This is a genomic window from Alistipes montrealensis (genome assembly GCF_018362775.1).
Taxonomy (GTDB): Bacteria; Bacteroidota; Bacteroidia; order Bacteroidales; family Rikenellaceae; genus Alistipes; species Alistipes montrealensis.
Genome location: NZ_JAGYXY010000001.1, coordinates 478,268 through 497,257, shown reverse-complemented (window position 1 = coordinate 497,257; position 18,990 = coordinate 478,268). Strand labels below are relative to the sequence as shown.

The 18,990-nt window shown below is 49.0% G+C and carries 15 protein-coding genes; 11 read left to right on the top strand and 4 right to left on the bottom strand.

Annotated features, from left to right (window positions below; genetic code table 11):
- Positions 1-163: 163 nt before the first annotated feature.
- From KG007_RS01970 to KG007_RS01955, 4 genes are all read left to right on the top strand, one after another.
- Positions 164-3,529: a SusC/RagA family TonB-linked outer membrane protein gene (locus KG007_RS01970; RefSeq protein WP_249413217.1), complete on the top strand. Its 3,366-nt coding sequence runs from the start codon at positions 164-166 to the stop codon at positions 3,527-3,529.
- 17 nt (positions 3,530-3,546) lie between these two features.
- A complete protein-coding gene (locus tag KG007_RS01965) occupies positions 3,547-5,058 on the top strand; it encodes a RagB/SusD family nutrient uptake outer membrane protein (RefSeq protein ID WP_213347163.1) in 1,512 nt (503 codons plus the stop codon).
- A gap of 90 nt (positions 5,059-5,148) precedes the next feature.
- Positions 5,149-7,248, top strand: coding sequence for a BACON domain-containing protein (locus tag KG007_RS01960; protein ID WP_213347162.1), 2,100 nt, complete (start codon positions 5,149-5,151; stop codon positions 7,246-7,248).
- A 20-nt stretch (positions 7,249-7,268) separates the two neighbouring features.
- The gene (locus KG007_RS01955) at positions 7,269-9,386 is read left to right on the top strand and encodes a DUF5689 domain-containing protein (RefSeq protein ID WP_213347161.1); all 2,118 of its coding nucleotides are present in this window, start codon (positions 7,269-7,271) and stop codon (positions 9,384-9,386) included.
- Between the two features lie 143 nt (positions 9,387-9,529).
- Here KG007_RS01955 and KG007_RS01950 read toward each other — a convergent pair whose 3' ends face one another.
- The 4 genes from KG007_RS01950 to KG007_RS01935 all read right to left on the bottom strand — a co-directional run bounded on the left by KG007_RS01950 (position 9,530) and on the right by KG007_RS01935 (position 12,897).
- Positions 9,530-9,739, bottom strand: coding sequence for a hypothetical protein (locus KG007_RS01950; protein WP_213347160.1), 210 nt, complete (start codon positions 9,737-9,739; stop codon positions 9,530-9,532).
- A 60-nt stretch (positions 9,740-9,799) separates the two neighbouring features.
- Entirely contained in the window at positions 9,800-10,870 is a 1,071-nt protein-coding gene (gene dinB, locus KG007_RS01945; protein ID WP_213347345.1) for a DNA polymerase IV, read from the bottom strand.
- 130 nt (positions 10,871-11,000) lie between these two features.
- Entirely contained in the window at positions 11,001-11,684 is a 684-nt protein-coding gene (locus KG007_RS01940) for a response regulator transcription factor (protein WP_213347159.1), read from the bottom strand.
- Complete coding sequence (locus KG007_RS01935; protein ID WP_213347158.1) at positions 11,671-12,897, bottom strand: sensor histidine kinase; 1,227 nt, start codon at positions 12,895-12,897, stop codon at positions 11,671-11,673. The genes KG007_RS01940 and KG007_RS01935 overlap by 14 nt, the downstream gene beginning before the upstream one ends.
- Before the next feature lie 256 nt (positions 12,898-13,153).
- Here KG007_RS01935 and KG007_RS01930 point away from each other — a divergent pair, with 256 nt between their 5' ends.
- The 7 genes from KG007_RS01930 to KG007_RS01900 all read left to right on the top strand — a co-directional run bounded on the left by KG007_RS01930 (position 13,154) and on the right by KG007_RS01900 (position 18,976).
- Positions 13,154-13,369 (top strand): hypothetical protein, encoded by a 216-nt coding sequence (locus tag KG007_RS01930; protein WP_213347157.1) that lies wholly within the window; start codon positions 13,154-13,156, stop codon positions 13,367-13,369.
- 6 nt (positions 13,370-13,375) lie between these two features.
- Positions 13,376-14,395, top strand: a complete 1,020-nt coding sequence (locus tag KG007_RS01925) for a BF3164 family lipoprotein (protein WP_213347156.1) — start codon at positions 13,376-13,378, stop codon at positions 14,393-14,395.
- A 70-nt stretch (positions 14,396-14,465) separates the two neighbouring features.
- Positions 14,466-14,747, top strand: a complete 282-nt coding sequence (locus tag KG007_RS01920) for an NVEALA domain-containing protein (protein ID WP_213347155.1) — start codon at positions 14,466-14,468, stop codon at positions 14,745-14,747.
- Positions 14,748-14,893: 146 nt separating this feature from the next.
- Positions 14,894-15,931 (top strand): 6-bladed beta-propeller, encoded by a 1,038-nt coding sequence (locus tag KG007_RS01915; RefSeq protein WP_213347154.1) that lies wholly within the window; start codon positions 14,894-14,896, stop codon positions 15,929-15,931.
- Between the two features lie 15 nt (positions 15,932-15,946).
- Complete coding sequence (locus tag KG007_RS01910) at positions 15,947-16,546, top strand: hypothetical protein (RefSeq protein WP_213347153.1); 600 nt, start codon at positions 15,947-15,949, stop codon at positions 16,544-16,546.
- Positions 16,547-16,553: 7 nt separating this feature from the next.
- On the top strand, positions 16,554-17,021 hold the full coding sequence (locus KG007_RS01905; protein WP_213347152.1) for a DUF1573 domain-containing protein: 468 nt from the start codon (positions 16,554-16,556) through the stop codon (positions 17,019-17,021).
- Positions 17,022-17,044: 23 nt separating this feature from the next.
- Complete coding sequence (locus tag KG007_RS01900) at positions 17,045-18,976, top strand: hypothetical protein (RefSeq protein ID WP_213347151.1); 1,932 nt, start codon at positions 17,045-17,047, stop codon at positions 18,974-18,976.
- Positions 18,977-18,990 lie beyond the last annotated feature (14 nt).

The following is an 18,990-nucleotide window of genomic DNA, read 5'->3' as shown; positions in this document are numbered from 1 at the left end:
TGATATAAAACCCTTAAACCCCGAATTTTATGAACGACCCGAAACAGAAAAAAACGCATGGGCGAAAACTGCGCCCGTCCGTTGCAGAACGGCCCGTCTCCGGAAAAGAACTGTGGCTCCGGGCTTGACGAAATGGTGTTGAATCTAAAATTACTGAATCCAAATGAAAGAAAAATTGACGAATAAGGACTTCCCGGCATTCCGCTGCCTGCGGCAGATCGTTGTAATGTTGGTTGTGTGTCTGATGGTCATCCCTGCGTATGCCCAATTCGGGAAAATCTCGCTGAACGCAAAGGGTGAACCATTGACTGCCGTGCTGAAACAGATCGAAAGTCAATCCGGCTATAAGTTTGCGTATGAGCCGGGTGATGTGAATAACAAGAAAATCACGTTGCAGGCTGCCAACGTCGGCTTGCGGGATGTCGTGGCGACCATTGCCAAAGCGGCCGGGTTGTCCTATACGATTTCCGATGCCGATAGGACGGTTACGCTGAAAAGAACAGGCCCGGCGGTCAGCAGCTCCGGGATTGTCGTACAGGGAGTGATCCGGGACAAAAAGGGCCTTCCGCTTCCCGGCGCTACCGTGTATGTGAAGGGCGGTGTGAAGGGGGCGATCGCCGATGCCGACGGCAAGTACCGGCTCGAAGTGCCTTCTGCCAACAGTGTCCTTGTTTACAGCTACCTGGGATTTATTACCCAGAACATTACGGTCGGGTCGCGTACGGTCATTGACATGGTGCTGAACGAGAATCAGCAGGAAATGGACGAAGTGGTCGTGATCGGCTATGGAGCCGTGAAGAAAAATGACCTTACCGGATCGGTGGCCAACGTGAAGATGGCCGATATCGAAAATGTCCCGGTCATCAGTGTCGACCAGGCGTTGCAGGGCCGTATTGCCGGAGCCGACATTATGTCTACCACCGGAGAGCCGGGCGCTACGACTTCGATCCGTATCCGGGGTACGCGCTCCATTTCGGCCAGTAACGAGCCGTTGATTGTGGTCGACGGCATGATCGATGCCGTGCACGACCTGAACGATATCAGCCCCGGCGATATCGAGTCGATCAATGTGCTCAAGGATGCCTCGTCGACTGCTATCTACGGTGCGCGCGGCAGCAACGGCGTTATTATCGTAACAACGAAAAAAGGAGAAGCCGGCCGGCTCAGCCTGCAATTCCGCACCGATCTCGGTTTCTCGCAACTGCCCAAGAAGCTGGACCTGATGGACGCCACTCAATTCGCCCTCTACCGCAATGACTTGGCCTATTTTTCGACGGACGACGAGTACGGTGAGATCGTCGACGGAACCCCGATTTCCAAATATCCTTTCCCTGATCCCTATTCGCTGGGCAAAGGGACTGACTGGCTCGGTGAACTCACGCGGACGGCTCCTTACCAGAATTACAGCCTTTCGGTTAACGGGGGAACCAAGAAGACCACCTATTTCGGGTCTGTCAGCTTCAACGATACGCGAGGTATTATTAAGAACAGCGGTATGCGGCGCTATACGGCCCGGTTCAATATCGACAACCAGTTTACCGACTGGCTGAAAGTGGGCATGCGCCTCACCTTCACCCACCGCGACAACAATAACAACCTGGCCAATCTGGGCGGAACCAGTTGGTGGCAGGGTGGTATCTATCTGTCTCCGCTGATTAAGGCGAACAGCGATTTCAACGACCTGTGGGGATCCGGTCAGAAGTTCAACTCTCCGTTGGCGACTGTTTACCTCAATACGGACGATATTACCCGCCAGACCTTCAATGCCGCTATCTACGGTGAAGCGGAACTGGTCAAGGGGCTGAAACTGCGTAGTCAGGCCTCCTATTATTCCTATGTGCACCATTCCTACAAGTTTCAGCCCAGTACGTTGCCGGCCAAAGTTGAAGGACAGGGAGCCTACGCCTATCGGGGCGAGTATAACGAAACCAGTATCCTGAGCGAAAATACGCTGACTTATAATAAAGATTTCGACAAACGCCACCATTTCGATGCAATGGTCGGTTTTACGGCACAGACGTGGGAATCGAACAACATGACTACGGGCGGTAACGGTTACCTGCTCGATCCGTTGCTGTGGAACAATATGGGGGCTATTCCCGATAAGGAGAATCTGTCGGTCGGTACATCCAATACGAGAAAGGTCCGTATGTCCGGGTTGTTCCGTGCCAACTACAACTATCGGCAGAAATACTACCTGACCTTCACGGCGCGTGCCGACGGCTCCTCCAACTTCGCTTCCGACCATAAATGGGGTTTCTTCCCCTCGGGGGCATTTAAATGGAACATTCATAACGAACCCTTTGTGAAATCCGTTTCGTGGATCAGTGAAATGGCGATTCGCCTGAGCGCAGGACGGACGGGTAACGATGCTATCAGCGCCTACCGTTCGCTGCCCTCGATGGGCTCCTCGACGACGGGCTACCTCTTCGGCGGATCGCAGCCCGTGGCATTCTTCCCGTCGCGGATCGGAAGTCCTAAACTTACCTGGGAAACTACCGACATGTACAATGCCGCGCTCGATTTCGCGGTGCTCGACAACCGGATCAAATTCACCGTCGAGGCTTATATGTCCAAAACGAAGGACCTGCTGCTGACCGTACAGCGTCCTACGCAGAGCGGTTATTCCAATCGGTTTATGAATGTTGGCAAAACGAGCAATAAAGGTATTGAGATTGCGATCGAAAGCTACAACATCTCCAAGCCCAAGTTTACGTGGTCGACGAGTTTCACCCTGTCGCACAACTCCCAGATGGTGGATAATATCGGATCGGAGGATTTCGTGGTGACCTACGAATCCTACAATCCGAAGTACATGATGTATGGATATGTATCCAATTATCCGCTTAACGCACTGTGGGGCTTCAAGTATGCCGGTACATGGAAAAACAATGCTGAAATCGAACGTAACAAGACCGCCAAAGGTTATGTCTCGGCCGGTAATAACTTCTATTCTCCCGGCGCTCCGCGCTATTTGGACATCAACCACGACGGTATCCTGAATAAGCAGGATCTGGTTTATCTGGGCCAGGCCGATCCCGATATTTACGGAGGCTTGCAGAACACGTTTAAGATTCATGGATTCACCATCGGGGTCTATCTCAACTACTCGATCGGCGGTAAGATTTACAATGTTTCGGAGCAGTGGATGGGTAACAACTCGCCGTCGACCAACCAGTATCGTTACATGCTCAAAGCATGGCATCCGCTCCGCAATCCCGATTCGGATATTCCCCGCGCATATTCCGGTGACGGCCTGGCCAGCGACCGGTTGGTTCACGATGCGACCTTCCTTCGCCTGAAAAACGTTTCGATATCCTATACGTTCGATTTGAGGAAGGCGACGAACAATGTGCTGAAATCCCTTACGCTCAGCGCCAGCGGCGACAACCTCTGTCTGTGGAAAAAATACAACGGTTTCGATCCCGAAGTTTCTTCTGAGAGCAGCAATTCTGCGCTGCGGCGTCTGGATGTGGGTGCGTACCCCAAACCGAGGACGATTATTTTCAGCCTTCAACTTCGCTATTAATCTAAGACCTGGGTACTATGAAAACGATAAAATTGAAATCCAGCTATTTGTTGCTGACCGTATTGTTTATGTCGCTCCTGGCGCCGTCGTGCGACTTGAACGAGATTCCTACCTCATTTGTTGAGCCGAAAGACTATTATCAGTCGAAAGAACAGTGTGAAGCCGGTTTGAATGCCTGCTATATTCCCTTGAATCCCATCTTCAACTATACCTATCTGATTGCGATGGAGGGTTGTACCGATTTGATGTACGTGGCCAGCGGTACACACGACGCCCAGTTGGCGATCTCTCCCGCCAATCCGCTTTTCGGTTCGACGATGTGGACCCAGGGTTATAAGGGCGTGATGTATGCGAATTCCGTCATCGCCGGCATTCAGCGCGCTCCGCTGGAAGACGGCGTGAAGCTGCCGATGCTGGCCGAAGGAATGGTGATGCGGGCCTTTTACTATTATTTCCTCACCTCGACGTTCGGCGATGTGCCGTTTTATACCGACGATGTGGAGGACGAAGTTGTCCTCGAACGCGTTTCCCGCCTGGGGCGCATGCCGGCTAAAGATACCCGGGACTATCTGATCCGGGAATTGCAGGAGTATGTACCCCGTATGGCCCAGATTCGGTCCTGCGACGTTGAAAACAATCGTTGCGGGGCTGCGATGGGATGGATGCTGATCGCGAAGATGGCCATGTGGAACAAACAGTGGGAGACGGCCCGTGACGCCATTCTCGAACTGGAGAAGATTTACGGAGACCTTTCGCAGTACGATTACGCCGACGTGATGTTCCGCAACAAGAATACTCCGGAGTCGATCTTCGAGATTCAGCACACCTATTCTGTCACGGGACTCAAGTATACGAGTTCCATTGCCGCCATTTGCATGCCTAAACGCGATAAGGACGATATCTACGATGGGCTCCGGATCCCGGAATTGGGTAAGCAGGCGACGACATGGACTTCGCTGCGGCCGAATACCTATTATTTTGCGTCGCTTCAACCCAAGGACGGAACAGACATCCGCACCAAATACAACCTGGCGTGGGAGTATGACGGTTTGCCGTTCAACTCGACTGCTGCGGCCGGGGCGCGTCCCTGGATGGGGCCGAAATTCTGGTGTCCTGATATGGTGAACATTGCCGACCATAACAATACGAAAGTGTTCCGTTATGCCGACGCTATTCTAATGATGGCCGAGTGCTATCTCGAACTGGATGATACGGACAATGCGATGAAATACCTCAATATGGTTAAGGATCGGGCTCAGATAGCCCGTTACGAGACTTTCAAGAACTACGATCACCTGCATGAAGAGATCGAGCGCGAGCGCGCCCGCGAACTCTTCGGTGAATTCCAGCGTAAGTACGACTTGGTACGCTGGGGCAGTTGGTATCGGCAGACGTTTGACTATACGGATTACAAGTCTCTGCAGGATAATATTCTTCCCTGTCATGAATATTATCCTATTCCCGACCAGGAGGTGACCTATTCGGGTAATGCGCTCGACAATGACGCTTATGCGGAATGGGGGTTATAGCTGTTCCGGCTGCTGTCGGGGCGACGTTCCCGGAGATTTATGAGTAACTAATCATTAAGAAGATAGTTTATGAAATTGAAAAATAATATTTTGAAAAGTGTTTGCCGGAGGCTGTCAGTCGTATTGGCCTTTTCCGCACTGGCGCTTTCCGGATGCGAAATCGATTCGGACCTGGACCTGCCGCTGGCGCTCAATGCCGGAGGTTACCAGCTCGATGCGATCGGGGGCAACACCAATGTCATGGTCTATTCGACCGGGAAGTGGCATGTAAAGTTGGAATATCCTGTTAATTGGGCCTCTTTGAGCCGGATTGCGGGTGAGGGTAACGGCGATTTCAATTTTGCCTATTCGCAGAACTATGGTGCGGCCCGCCGTGCGAATGTTCTCGTCTCGCGGGGCAGTCAGGTCGACACGGTGAAGATGGTTCAGTTGGGTGTCAATCCGTCGCTGGCCTTTTCGAGTTCTTCGGTGACGTTGAACAAGACCGGCGAACGAATCGGTATTCCTGTCCGGACTAACCTGAAACACAATCTTGGTGAAATCTCGGTCGAATGTATCTATGAAGACGAATATGCCGAAGAGTGGCTGACTGAGCTCGAATTGACCGCCGATTCGCTGTTCTTTACGCCGCTTACCAACGATACGGGAATCTCTCGTTCGGTCAAAGTGCAGCTCTCTTTTACCGACGGGCTCGATCAGGTCGCTTCGGCGTCCGTCGATCTGGTACAGGCGAATGCGGATATTCGCCGCGTGACATTCGGAGACGTGCGTGCCATGATTACCGAAGCTGCGGGTGAAAAAACGATCGACGATCCGGTGATCGTGCTCGAAGGTATCGTCATCAGCGACAAGGATAATCCCAACATGGAGACCAATCCCAATACAGAAACGCGTAAGATCGATTTTACCGTCAATAACCGGACTGCTTATATTCAGAGCGCCGACGGAAAATACGGGCTTCGGATCAATACGGTCGCAGAAAGCGATAATATACTGAAACGTTACAGTGCGGTCACGCTTTCGCTCAATGGACTGACCCTGGTAAAAGAGGCCAATCCTACCCGCTATACGCTGAAGGGCCTGACGGCGGATCACGTAATGGAAGTTGTGGACGGAAGCCTCGGCAATTTGGCCAATAAGCGCAAATACATGGACGAGCTGACCGACGACGACGTATATACCTACGTCAAACTGCGTAATGTGGAGATCAGTATATCCGATGGCGCGTACAGTAACGTGAACGACGGCTATCAGATCAAGTCGGACTGGAATCCCAATGGCGTCAATCCGTCGTTCTTCGATTGCTATCCGCTGAATATCCGCGACAAACGGGGAAATTCGATGTATGCGCTGTTCAATGGTATGGTGAAATGGCGCCGGGTGAAGAATGCCGGTGTTCCGAGGGGTTCGGGCACTTTCTCGGGTATCCTGGTGCATACCGAACTGCCGCGTTACGGCAAGGATGGGCAGATAGGAACTTACTCGATTCGGCCTTTGGAAGAGGGTGACGTTGCTTTGGAAAAGAATCGTGCCAATGGTTTCAGCGAAGTGCTGGTCGAGTGGACCTGGAATGCAGGTGTCGGTGTTAGCGGAACGGCCCTGGTTTCCGAGATTGGCGATGGTGTGCTGAGACAGACCGAAAACAAGAATATGGGCGGTACGAACGACTTCAACAACAAGGATAATACCACTGCAACCAAAGGATTGGCCGGCAACTGCGCGATCTACGCCGGTTCGCGTTGGTGGAATTTCGATGAAAATCGCGGCGAGGGCTTCCAGATCGAATTCTCTACGGCGGGAATCAGCAGCGATAACCTCGCTCTGATGTTCTCGATCGGTTCGGGATCGGGCAGTGCAGCCTCTTCACTGGCCCCGGCCTACTGGGAAGTGCAGTATTCGGTGGACGGATCGAACTTTACAACCCTTCCCAATTCGACGTTCGTGGTCCGTCCGCTGGTGTGGTGGAACAACTCCCTGCCTACCTGGGTTTGCCCCGGAAATATCGACTACGCGTTCAACCTGCCGGTTTCCCTGCTCGGACAGCCGAAAGTCTATATCCGGATGGTCGCCCAAAGTACGGTTTGCGCCAACGCCGGAGCGTCCGATCCCGAAGGGGGTAACGTCACACCGTCGACAGGCAACATGAATGTTCGGCTGGGATGTGTTTCCGTGCGCTATAACAAGCAATAAATTTACTCAATCGTGCAATTATGAAACAGTTAAAATCAATAGCCCGCAGCAGGGCGCTTCTGGCCGGAATGCTGGCGGCCGTTGCTGTCTGCTTTGCGTCATGTACCGAAAAAGGGGATTATTTCTCCCTGGAAGAGCTCGGTGCGAAAGAGAATACGTACATCGTAGATACCGAAGCCGGAGTGATTTCGGTCGAGGTGCTCTCCAACAAATCCTATGATTTGAGTTTTGCGAATACGGTCGACTGGGCCACACTGAAAGCCTTCCGCATGAGCGGGGACGGCTCTTTCGATGTGGACTATGATGCCAACCCCGGATTTCCCCGTATGGCTACCATCTTTATCCAGGGACCGGGCAATGCCGATACCGTCTATCTGAAACAGCGCGGCCTGACGACTCCTGAGTTGAAATTCCCCAATCAGAACATCATTGTAAAAGGGGAGGGAGGCATGGTTGAGGCCGATATCCAAACGAACATCGATTTCGAAGAGATGGCCGTAGCCATCGAGTATACCAGCGAAGAGGGTGTTGAATGGATTTCGCAGATGGATATTGTCGACGGTAAATTCGTTTTCGAAGCCCAGGGAAATCTGTCCGAAACCAAACTTCGTAACGCCCGGATTACGCTTTCGTACGTCGACGGCTGGGATCAGAAAATTGCGTCTACCCTCTATCTGACGCAGGCCAATGCCTTGAATGAACTCGGTCAGAAGGTTTCGATTCCGGAACTTTACGGTATGTCGGGCAGCGTGATTTATGACGATATCATCCTGGAAGGTTATGTCGTCAGCGATAAGGGAAATCCCAATATCGCATCCAATCCGCAGACGACCACGACCAAGATCGATTACAGCGTCAATGAAAAAACGGTGTACATCGAAAGTCTTGACGGTCGATATGGAATCAAACTCGTTACTTCGACCAAGGAGGACAATATTTTCGCCCGTTACAGCAAAGTACAGGTATTGCTGAAAGGTACGACCGTAAACAGCGAACATACCGACGATATCGTACCCGGTCCGGCCCGCTATAAGATTACGGGCGTAACCTCCGCTAAGGTACTGACTTCCGTTGCGGGAACGGCCGATGTCCTTCCGAAAAAAGAGAAGACCATCGCCGAACTTACCGACGAAGATATATATACTTTTGTTACGCTCCGGCAGTGCGAGCTGCCTATCGGCGCGGGTTCGTTCACGCCGCTCAATGAGGGCTATGGTTCCGCCTATAACCAGCAGCGCATCGACACCTACCCGCAGGTGGTTCGCGATATCCATGGAAACAGTCTCTACATGATGGTTAACCTGAGCTGTCCGTGGCGCCGCGACGGCAGCGAAATTCCCCATGGCTCGGGTGATATATCGGGTGTCGTCGTACACGATGAATTCCTGCGTTTCGAAGAGGACGGGAATATCGGCCGTTACCAGATCCGTCCACTCGTGCGGGAGGATATTGCGGTCGATCCCTTGTTCGAAAACGGGTTCTCGGCCGTGATCGCCGAGTGGTCGAACATGCCTGAGGCCAAAATCGAGAACAATGCCGTAGCGCCTACCGTAGGCGAAGGTTCGTTGACTTATTCTTTACAGGGTGAGAATGGTGCGAATACGATCGGAAAGACCACCTCGTATTCGCTCCTCGGTCCCATTACAGGCATCGAGAAAGACGATCCCAATGCGGATAATAAAGGTGCGCTGGCGAATGCGGCGTTGGTCGCTTCCAAATGGTGGGATGAGGATAACGACCGTAGCCAGGCGTGGATTATCTCCTTCTCGACGGCCGATGTGCAAACTACGCAGCTATCCATGCAGTTGGGGGTTATGAACTGTTGGAGTCCCGGTGCTCCCCGTTATTGGGTGGCGGAATGGTCGACGCACGGCGACATGTTGGGTGCATGGACCGAAATCGGCCGTTACACAGTTCCGGACCTGCCGGTTTGGGGCAATACGCTGCTGACACAACTGCCGGGTTGGAAAAATCTTTCCATGCCGCTGCCGCTCGATATGCTGGGAATAGAGAAGGTGTATATTCGGTTGAAGGCTGTGGAGAACAATGCCGGAACCGCGACCGCTTATAGCGGCGGGGAGATCGTTCCGGGGCAGAACAATGCGATCAACTATCTCTGTATCCGATATAATAAGTAAGGACCAGAGCTTAATTCTTCCGCGGGGGACAGACAATTTCGGCTGTTCCCCGCGGATTGTTTATGGAGGGCGGATGTCGGATTGAAACTGCAATAGGCTCTCTGCCTGTTATTTTTTGTTGGGCGTTTGGTCCCTTTTGCGGCCTATCCCCGGCTTTCCATGCTGTCGATAGAGGGGTTGACCGTTACCACGTCCTCCTCCAACTGCCGTTCGGTCGGAGTGCCGTCGTCGGTTACGGGCGCAATCGGGCCGCCGTCGGCGAGTATGTCATCGGGGGTGATTTGCGTTACGGTGGTTTCCTGCGGCAGGTCGGCCGCACGTCGTTTTGCTTTTTGGTCGTCGGTATGTTTCATCGTTTCGTTTTGGCCGAAGCGGTGCAAAGGTCGTACCGTTTCCGATGATGACAGGGCTTGTTACGGTTCCGGATTATCGAAGTCGAAACGGAGTTGCACGCACTCTGCGCAGGCTTCCGGTGAATTGCCGACGGTAAGGCCTATCAGCCGGATTTTGCGCCCGTGAAAATCCACCGCCGCCAGCAGTTCTTCCGATACCTGCCGGAGCGTTTCGGAAGAATCGACCGGTGCGAAAAGGGTTTTCGAGCGGGTTATCTGCCTGAAATTGTCGAACTTGATTTTCAGGACCACGGTCTTACCCTTGAATTCATGCCGCATCAAGCGGTTCCAGACCTCCTCGCGTACGGCCGACAGATCGAGGCGCAACTGTTCCCGGTCGTCCGTGTCCTCCTCGAAGGTCGTTTCTGCGCCGAGCGATTTGCGGATGCGGTTCGGCGTAACTTCCCGTTCGTCGATACCCCGGGCATAGCCGTAATAGCTGTGTCCGGCTTTCCCGAAATGCTGCACGAGTGCCGCCTCGTTCCAGAGACGCAGGTCGGCTCCGGTACGGATGCCGAGCCGGTGCATCTTCTCGGCCGTTACCTCGCCGATGCCGAAGAAGCGCTCGATGGGCAGCCCGGCTACGAATTCCTCGATCCGGTCCGGCGGAATCGTAAACAATCCGTCGGGTTTCCGGTAGTCGGAGGCGATCTTTGCCAGCATCTTGTTGACCGAGATCCCGGCCGAAGCCGTCAATCCGGTTTCAGCGAGGATTCGCGTTTTGATCTCGCGGGCGACCAGCGTCGCCGAGCGGGCATGGGTTACGTCCAGGAACGCTTCGTCGAGCGAAAGGGGTTCTACGAGTTCGGTATATTCACGGAAGATGGCGCGAATCTGCTGCGAAACGGCTTTGTAGACATCGAACCGTGCCGGGACGAAGATCAGTTCCGGGCATAGCCGCCTGGCCAATGCGGAAGAGAGGGCCGAGTGTACTCCATAGGGACGGGCTTCGTAGCTTGCCGTGGCGACGACTCCGCGCGGCCCGTCGTGTCCGACCGCAATCGGACGGCCCCGGTATCGGGGGCAGTCGCGCTGTTCTACGGATGCGTAGAAAGCATCCATGTCGATATGGATAATCTTGCGTTGGGACATCGGGGCGTACGTCTGATAACGCAAAAATAGCGTAAATTATTTCGTTTCCGCCGTCCGGATTTCCTTTCCGGCGAACCGGGCTTTGCGGGAGGTCGCCGCGTCGTTTCGCATTCAGGACGGCGGGTCCCGTTTATTTGTCGATTTCCAGCATGACGCCGGTATTCCGGAACGACTTCAACGTTATCCGGTTGTCGGCGGATAATATACGCCGCAAAGTACCTATCGACTGATTGAGGTAAATATCAGCGTTGATCTTGTTGTCGCCCCATATCTTCGCCGTCAGGAAGTCCCGTTCGCAGATGTGGTTTTTCTGTTGCAGGAGCAGTTGCAGCAGCCGGATGCTTCGATTGTTGAGGGGATACTCGTTGCCCTGGATGACAACCGCCAGTTTTCGGTTGTCGATGTGGCAGGTGTCCGTAATGGGAACTATGTTGTTGTATCCTGTACGGGCCAGGATCGCCTTGATGCGCACCTCTATTTCCTCCAGGTCCGTGTCCTTGCGAATATAATCGTAAGCCCCTGACTCAAGCCCCTTGATTGCATTCTTGGTGTCGGATAACGATGTCAGGAAAATGACCGGGATATTTTCGTCGATCTCCTGTATTTGTTTGCATACTTCGAATCCCATCATATCGGGAAGCATGATGTCCAGCAGGACGATGTCCGGAGCCGTTTCTTTGAATGCTTTGATCGCTTCGGCTCCGTTCGGGGCATATACTATTTCGTATCCCTGCTGTTCGAACCATCGGATGTTGAGTTCTGCAAAATCGACATCGTCCTCGACGTATAAAATGGTACATTTATTCGCTGTCATACGGAATACATATTATAAATTCGCTGCCTTGTTTATAGATGCTTGAAAAAGCGATCGTTCCGCCATGCGCCTCGGCGACCATTTTGACATAGCCGAGCCCCAGGCCGAATCCCGAGACATTGACCGATTTTTTGAGTGGAACCCGGAAATACCGGTCGAAAATCATCAACTGGAATTCCAGAGGGATGCCTATTCCCCAGTCCTGAACCAGGACGCAGACACTCCTTTTTTCTTTATAGCAATGGATCAGAACCCGTTTTTCGTCGGGCGAATACTTAATGGCGTTGTCGACCAGGTTCAGCAAAGCGTTGCCGTAGTGTAAGGGATCGGCTTTGAACGTTGAGATGTCCGGTGCGATTTCCAATCTTATATCGGCATCGGGATAGGATTCCCGGATGTTTTCCAGAACGGATCGGATGTCGATCTTCTGGGTTTGGATTTTCAGGCTGTTCGAGGTTGTCGAAAGCAGCTTTTCGATCAGCAGGTTGATATGGCCGATCTTTTTCGATGCCGTTTGCAGGTTCTTGTCATCGTTGGTCCGGGAGGAAAGATTCAGAACCCGTTTCAGGTAACCGATCGGATTCCTTATTTCGTGAATCATATGCCGGACGAAATTTTCGCGAAAATCCGACAGCTTTTGTTGGTAAACGATGATCCGGATAATGCCGAACAGAATCACTGCCACCAACAGCGTGATGGCAAACGACGACAGAAGGATAAAACGAATCTGGGCGAACATTCCCGAATAGGAGCCGTCGAATTTCACAACCACGCCGTCCGTTTGAGTTATCCCCAGGTGCAGAGTGTCGCAGACAACCGTAAAAACGCCATCGTCCAACTCGTCGTTCGTACTTTTTTCAACCCGTCCGGTCTGGGTATTTACTTTTTCGATGATATAAGGAATTTGGATGTCGTTTGCCCGAAATATACTGTCCAACTGTTGATTGAATTGGTTCATATCTAATCCGCATACATGATAAAGCATATCTGTCGCGCATTTGAGAAGCTCCATTCCGTTTTTACATTTTTTCTCATATCTATTGTAGAGCCCTGTTTCCGGATTATAGACTTTTATTACGGCTAAACTATCGTCATAACCGGCTCCACCTATGTATGGTATAATATCATTTCCAAATTTGTCTTGAATAAATTTATACCAAAGAGTTGAATTTCTCAAGACAACTTCATCTCTTACATCTTTGGTCAAGGGCATTGTTCGTTGGACGAGTTTCTTTTGTTCCTGCTTGTATGATGTTGATACCCATAGTACCTGCAATGCAAGGATGGCAATTATCCCAATAAGGGCTATCAGAATGGCTATTCTTACTCGTTTATTCATTTTGCATGGGGAAAGCGCTTTCAAAAGTAGCAAAAAAACGACTGAAAAAAATATTTATAACTTATAAATAACATAACTTTCGCGGGGAGCAGGTAACTTTGGACTCATCAAACCAAACATGGGCGATACTATGAAGAAGATTAAAATTTTATTTTGTGGTTTGTTGATTGGATTATCTGTATTGAGTTATCTGATTGTAACGCAAAAAAAATCTACATCGGAATTACTACTTTTGAATGTAGATGCTTTAGGGCAAGATGAATCGGGACGTTTAGAGTGTGTGTATGCTCCGGGGTTTTGTCCAAAAAATGGCTATATACACGTCGGGATGAGATATTTTGAGTAATCCTCTATGAAATCCAGCCTATTTATAATATTGTTGTGTTTTGTAGCATGCAGAGGAGGCTCTTCGGATGAAAATCCATTGGCGAATCTGGATAAGGCTCCCGAAGCCGCAATGGAGGAGTTCTTGTGCCTCGATTCGATTGAAGCATTCGGTGTAACCGACTTTGCCGTGACCGACAGTATCCTGTGGCTTTTGTCCCAGCGTCCTGGCAGCGAAGACCTGCTGGTTCGTTACGGATTGAACGACGATTCTTACACCAGTATTATAAAGCGTGGCCGGGGCCCCGGGGAAATGATTACGGCTACGGCTTTGGATGATAACGGACATATCGTAGTTGCGGATTGTAACACGAATATGATGGTGGCGGTAGTTCAGGATGTCATTTCGCAGCGGCAACTTCCTTCCGGAGGATTGGTTACCTGCATTACCGATGGAGACCGGGTTATCTCTACCGGAATTTATCCCGAAGGACGCTACCGGCTTGTAAACCTCAAATCCGGACAGGTAGGTTTTTTCGGGGAGTATCCGCAGGGGGACCGCAAGATCGAGAACGAATTATTGCCTACGGCATATATCAATAGCAAATTAGTTATGAAGCCGGATTGTTCCCGTTTTGTCTGCGTAAATAGCAACTGTGGGGTTATCGAGATTAATGCGATAGAGGGGGATTCGATCGCTGGCATTGCCCGAATCGCATATCATTATCCGGATATTGCACCAGTGACAGATGGGAAAATGCATGTCGCGGCAATCCGGAAATCGAATGTCAACGGGTTCTTTGGTGTGACGTGCAGCGATGAATATATATATACGATTTACTCGGGAAAAACATATAACGAGGCGGGGTTAGGGTTGGAAAGTTGTGACTATCTGGTCACTTTCGATTGGTCGGGCAACTATATCGAAGCTTTCCACGTTTCGCAGGCCCTTAGTGCGATTCGGTTCGACAACAGTCAAGGTCTGTTGTATGGATTGGCGCATACCCCGTCTCGTTCTTTAATTTACAGGTTGGATTTGAACCGGTGACTACGGTTTGGGATAGAGAAGCCATAACGCATGGCCTTATTTATTAGTTAACCTTTTAAAATTTACAAAAATGAAGAAAAAAATTCTTCTCGCGGGGGCTGTCGCATTGATGGCCGCCGTTGCTGTAACCGGGTATTCGGCTTACAGCAAAACAAATGTATCTGATTTGCTGAGTGCCAATGTCGAGGCATTGGCGATGTTTGAGGGTGATGGCTATAGCTGCACGGCTTCATTAGCTTGTTCAATGGCAAGCCCTGCACAGAATTATATTAGTTGTACAGGGTCGTCATCATGCCGTAGAAATGCGGCTGAAAGATGGGTTGAGTGTGATGGGACAAAATCTTATTGCTAATACTCGTTAATTCGTACTGAAGATGGGCTTAAAGGGATTTTAAATCAGAGATTCTCGTGAAACATCTCCCTTTAAGTTCATCTTTTGTATTGTAATGTATTGATAATTAAATAGATGTAATGGGGTTGATCTAAGGCTTGATAGTTATGGCTTTAACCAAATTACTTAAGGAAATATGTATGAAAAAGTCTAATTTGATTATATTGATAAGTATATTTTTCCTAAATTTTAGTTGTGGAAAAATATCAAAATATGAGATCGTAAATTTAATAGAAGACATTTCAATAGATAACTATAATGATAGTTTATTCTTTTCAGATGTTTTAGATATGAATATCGATAATGACAGTTTATATATCTTAGAAAATCATCACGGGACTATTATTGTCAGTGATTTAAACTTAAAATACCTTAAAACCATTGGGCGATCAGGAAAAGCTTATAATGAATTCTTATTCCCATCATCATTTGTGATTAATAACGATACGATTGTTATTAAAGATTCTGGAAAAGAACGATTCTTAATGTATAATAAGTTCGGGCACGCAATACATACATTACCTTACAGTAAATGCCCTATCGGAGTATCTGACAAATTTGCGTATTGTAATAACTCCATAATAGATTGTTCTCGCGATAGTTTATTTGCCATATTATATATGGATAATCGCAAAGGTTATTTTATCCAGAAAGGTGCTCAGAAAGAATATGGTTCGATACTTCAAACGATGCATAGGAATAGTTATTTTAATTTCAATTATAAGAATAAAATAATATCAGTATCAAATAACGATCCGACAATATCGGTATACAATAGAAACTTAGAAAAAGTTAATGAGTTAAATTATAGTTATATTGATTTTGTAGGTCGCCAATTTAAATATGCAGAAGAAAAAATTAATAAAGAAAAGAGTTTCTTTATAATGGTAAAAGATGTATATATATATGACAATTATATATATATATTATTAGCAGAAAAAAATAATAATGTAAAATATACTGTAAATAAAGTCGCCGTTTTTTCTTTTATAAACAGCGATATTGTATTTTGTAATATATTACAATTACCTGGTAGCCTATATTCTAGTATTTGTATATATGATAATATTTTGTTTGCTGTTGATCTTAAAAAATCCAGTATTGGAAGATACTATATGGGTCCGAAAAATAGCGGGGATATTTAAATAACGGTTAGATATATGCATAAATTATTTGAGCCTATATATCGAAAAATACTATTACTGAACTTCGTAATATTGATTGCCAGTTGTTCGCAATGGCGAATAAAAAATGAAATAGAATCTTTTAGCAAAGAGGCTATACGTCTGCCAACTGATTTGGAAATAGTGCAGGATGGTGTTGTATTGCCGGATTCTCTTAAACAGACCTTGACGAATCCGGTTAAGTTGATATTGTATTTTTCCGCAAACAGATGTACATCGTGTGTTATAAAGGGACTTCGAGATTATGACAAAATCTTTGCGTTAAAAGTAGAAAATCAGTTTTCACCAATAATTATTTTCTCTCCTAGGGATAGAGCGCAGGAATACAAGGCATTGATTACAGACTTGAAACTTCAATCTTTGCCATATCCCATATACATCGATAAGCACGATGAATTTCAGCAGTTAAATACGAAGCTACCGGAAGATACGCGTTACCATATTTTTTTATTGGATAAAGATAATCATATCGTTTTAGTCGGCAATCCTTTGGCCAGCAATGCGATGTGGTCCTTGTTTAAATCGACTTTAGACAACATGCTGGCTCACGACGGAGTCTATGTTCCCGAAAAATAATTGCAAAATGAAACATTTCTGCACTTTTGCACCTTTGCTTTTCATCGTCTCCTGCGGAACCGCCCCGAAGCCTTCCGATACGTTGGCGGCAGCCAATATGGCTGCATTGGAGCAGACTGTGGATATGGAGAATAACACGGTCGAAACGGACGATGTGCTGAAATTCGGTCAGTCGGTCGTCGACCTGGGCGAGATTCCTGTCGGCGAAAGCCGCGAGTTGTCGCTGGAAGCCGTGAACCGGTCGGACAAGCCGCTCGTGCTGCTCGACGCTTATACGTCGTGCCATTGCACTAAGGTCGTGTGGGATAAAAAGCCCGTTCCGCCCGGCGGAAAAACCGTATTCAAAATCCAGTTTTCCGCCGAGCAGCCGGGAACGTTCTTCAAAAAAATCGCCGTGCGTCACAGCGCCAATCCCAATCCCGTAACTTTTGCCATCCAGGGTGTTGTCGCGAACAGCCCCCGAACCGAAAATTAGAAACCCTTAACCCATCCCGGACGATGCGCCGTCTTTTGCCTTGTTTCTGTTGGATCCTACTTTTTGTCGCCTGCGACACCGAGCGGCGGGAGTTGAGACTGGCGCTCCGGGCTGCCGGGGATAACCGACCGGAATTGGAGGCAGTGCTGGACCATTATCGAAGCGGCGCGGATTCCCTGAAACTGCGTGCGGCGAAATACCTGATTCGGTACATGCCGCTGCACAGGTCCTACGACGCAGCGATCGAAGCGATGTACGACCGCATCGATTCGATGATTCCCTGCTATGGAGATCCCGATTCGTTAACAGCAGCTATTGCCGACGAATATTTACGGGTCAAATCGCAGATCGGAACTCATTTCGATATACAAACTGTTTCCTCGGATTATTTGATCCGTAATATTGAGCAGGCGTTTGATTTATGGAGGAATAAACCTTGGGCCGGATTGCTTGATTTCGACGAGTTCTGCGAATATCTCCTCCCGTATAAATGTTATGACATGCAGCCTTTGACTGACTGGCGTTCGGATTTGGCTGATCGTTATGACGGAAAGTTGGGGACACATGAGTGTGTGTTGTGGCAGGATAACCCTCGTATAGCAGCATCTGATGTTAACACGGTGCTGCAGGCCAGTAAACCTTATTTTTATGCCCAACCAAATCCATGCCCGATTTTTCGAGCTTCTACGGTGACGAACCTGCCTACGGGACTTTGTCCTGAAACTTGTATTGCCGCAGTCCAGGTTATGCGCAGTAAAGGTATTCCTGTTTGTATTGACTTTACACCTAATTGGGCCGCCCGGTCTAAAAATCATTATTGGATGACTGTCGTTAACCATCGGCATCAACACGAGGTATTTTCTGCTTATGGGTCGAATCCCGGTATTCCGCATTGTATTGATCGGGCTGTCAGTAAAGTTTTCCGGGTAACCTATTCTCCGAATCCAGAGGTGGTTCGTATTCTAAAGAAGGATCGGTGGATGCCAGACGCATTGCCGTGTCTTTTTACACGGGATGTGACTGAAACCTATCTGAGGACTGACGACGTGTCTTGCCGGCTGTATGACGACCTTGATCTGGACGGGACGATATATCTTGCCGTATTTGACGATCAGAATTGGGTTCCTGTATGCTGGGGAACGCGTAAAGGTAATACGGTATGCTTTGAACGGGTGGGCCGGGATGCGTTATATATGCCGATTGCATATGATGAGTGGCGATCTATGCATCCTGTCGGAGAGCCATTTTTTCTGCAAAATAATGGTGAGGTGAAGTATATGCATCCCGATACACTTCATCGACGGGCAATTCGAATGAATCGTAAATATCCTATATATGAATATTTTGCTGATATTAAGCCGAATCTTTCTGGGGGTGCTATAGAAGCTGCCGCCGATCCTGAATTTCGGAACGTCAGGACAATTCTGGAATTACCAAAGGACACACTCGTTTTTGCAGGAACGGAAATGGTAACGTGTACCGATGCTTTCCGCTATTGGCGGATTCGTTCTACGAATGGAGGATTGCTGGATATGGCAGAATTGCATTTTTATGATGGAGACCAAAAGCTCGATGCAGAACTGTTTACAACGGCAGTAGATGAAAAATCCTGTTCTGTTGTCGGCCGGATCGATGATGACGATGCCTTGACCTATGCTTCGTTACGGGGCCCTGATAATTATATCTGGTTCGATTTCCATCGCCCGGTTAATGTGTCGAAAATTATCTGGGTCCGCCGAGGCGACGGCAATGACATTTATCCGGGATATGATTATACGCTATATTATTGGAGCAACCGGGATTGGACGGTTATCGGACGCCAATGTGCAGGCCTTCACACCTGGATAGACTTTAAAAATGTTCCGGAGGATGCCTTGTTATATTTGGCTTGTGATGCAAAGGGGAGAGAAAGCCGACCTTTTCTTTATCAGAATGGAATAATTGTTTGGTATTAATTGGACACTTATGA

Coding starts and splice junctions, on each gene's coding strand:
- KG007_RS01970 (WP_249413217.1), top strand. CDS start 164: ATGAAAGAAAAATTGACGAATAAGGACTTCCCGGCATTCCGCTGCCTG.
- KG007_RS01965 (WP_213347163.1), top strand. CDS start 3,547: ATGAAAACGATAAAATTGAAATCCAGCTATTTGTTGCTGACCGTATTG.
- KG007_RS01955 (WP_213347161.1), top strand. CDS start 7,269: ATGAAACAGTTAAAATCAATAGCCCGCAGCAGGGCGCTTCTGGCCGGA.
- KG007_RS01950 (WP_213347160.1), bottom strand. CDS start 9,739: ATGAAACATACCGACGACCAAAAAGCAAAACGACGTGCGGCCGACCTG.
- dinB (WP_213347345.1), bottom strand. CDS start 10,870: ATGTCCCAACGCAAGATTATCCATATCGACATGGATGCTTTCTACGCA.
- KG007_RS01940 (WP_213347159.1), bottom strand. CDS start 11,684: ATGACAGCGAATAAATGTACCATTTTATACGTCGAGGACGATGTCGAT.
- KG007_RS01935 (WP_213347158.1), bottom strand. CDS start 12,897: ATGCCCTTGACCAAAGATGTAAGAGATGAAGTTGTCTTGAGAAATTCA.
- KG007_RS01930 (WP_213347157.1), top strand. CDS start 13,154: ATGAAGAAGATTAAAATTTTATTTTGTGGTTTGTTGATTGGATTATCT.
- KG007_RS01925 (WP_213347156.1), top strand. CDS start 13,376: ATGAAATCCAGCCTATTTATAATATTGTTGTGTTTTGTAGCATGCAGA.
- KG007_RS01920 (WP_213347155.1), top strand. CDS start 14,466: ATGAAGAAAAAAATTCTTCTCGCGGGGGCTGTCGCATTGATGGCCGCC.
- KG007_RS01915 (WP_213347154.1), top strand. CDS start 14,894: ATGGCTTTAACCAAATTACTTAAGGAAATATGTATGAAAAAGTCTAAT.
- KG007_RS01910 (WP_213347153.1), top strand. CDS start 15,947: ATGCATAAATTATTTGAGCCTATATATCGAAAAATACTATTACTGAAC.
- KG007_RS01905 (WP_213347152.1), top strand. CDS start 16,554: ATGAAACATTTCTGCACTTTTGCACCTTTGCTTTTCATCGTCTCCTGC.
- KG007_RS01900 (WP_213347151.1), top strand. CDS start 17,045: ATGCGCCGTCTTTTGCCTTGTTTCTGTTGGATCCTACTTTTTGTCGCC.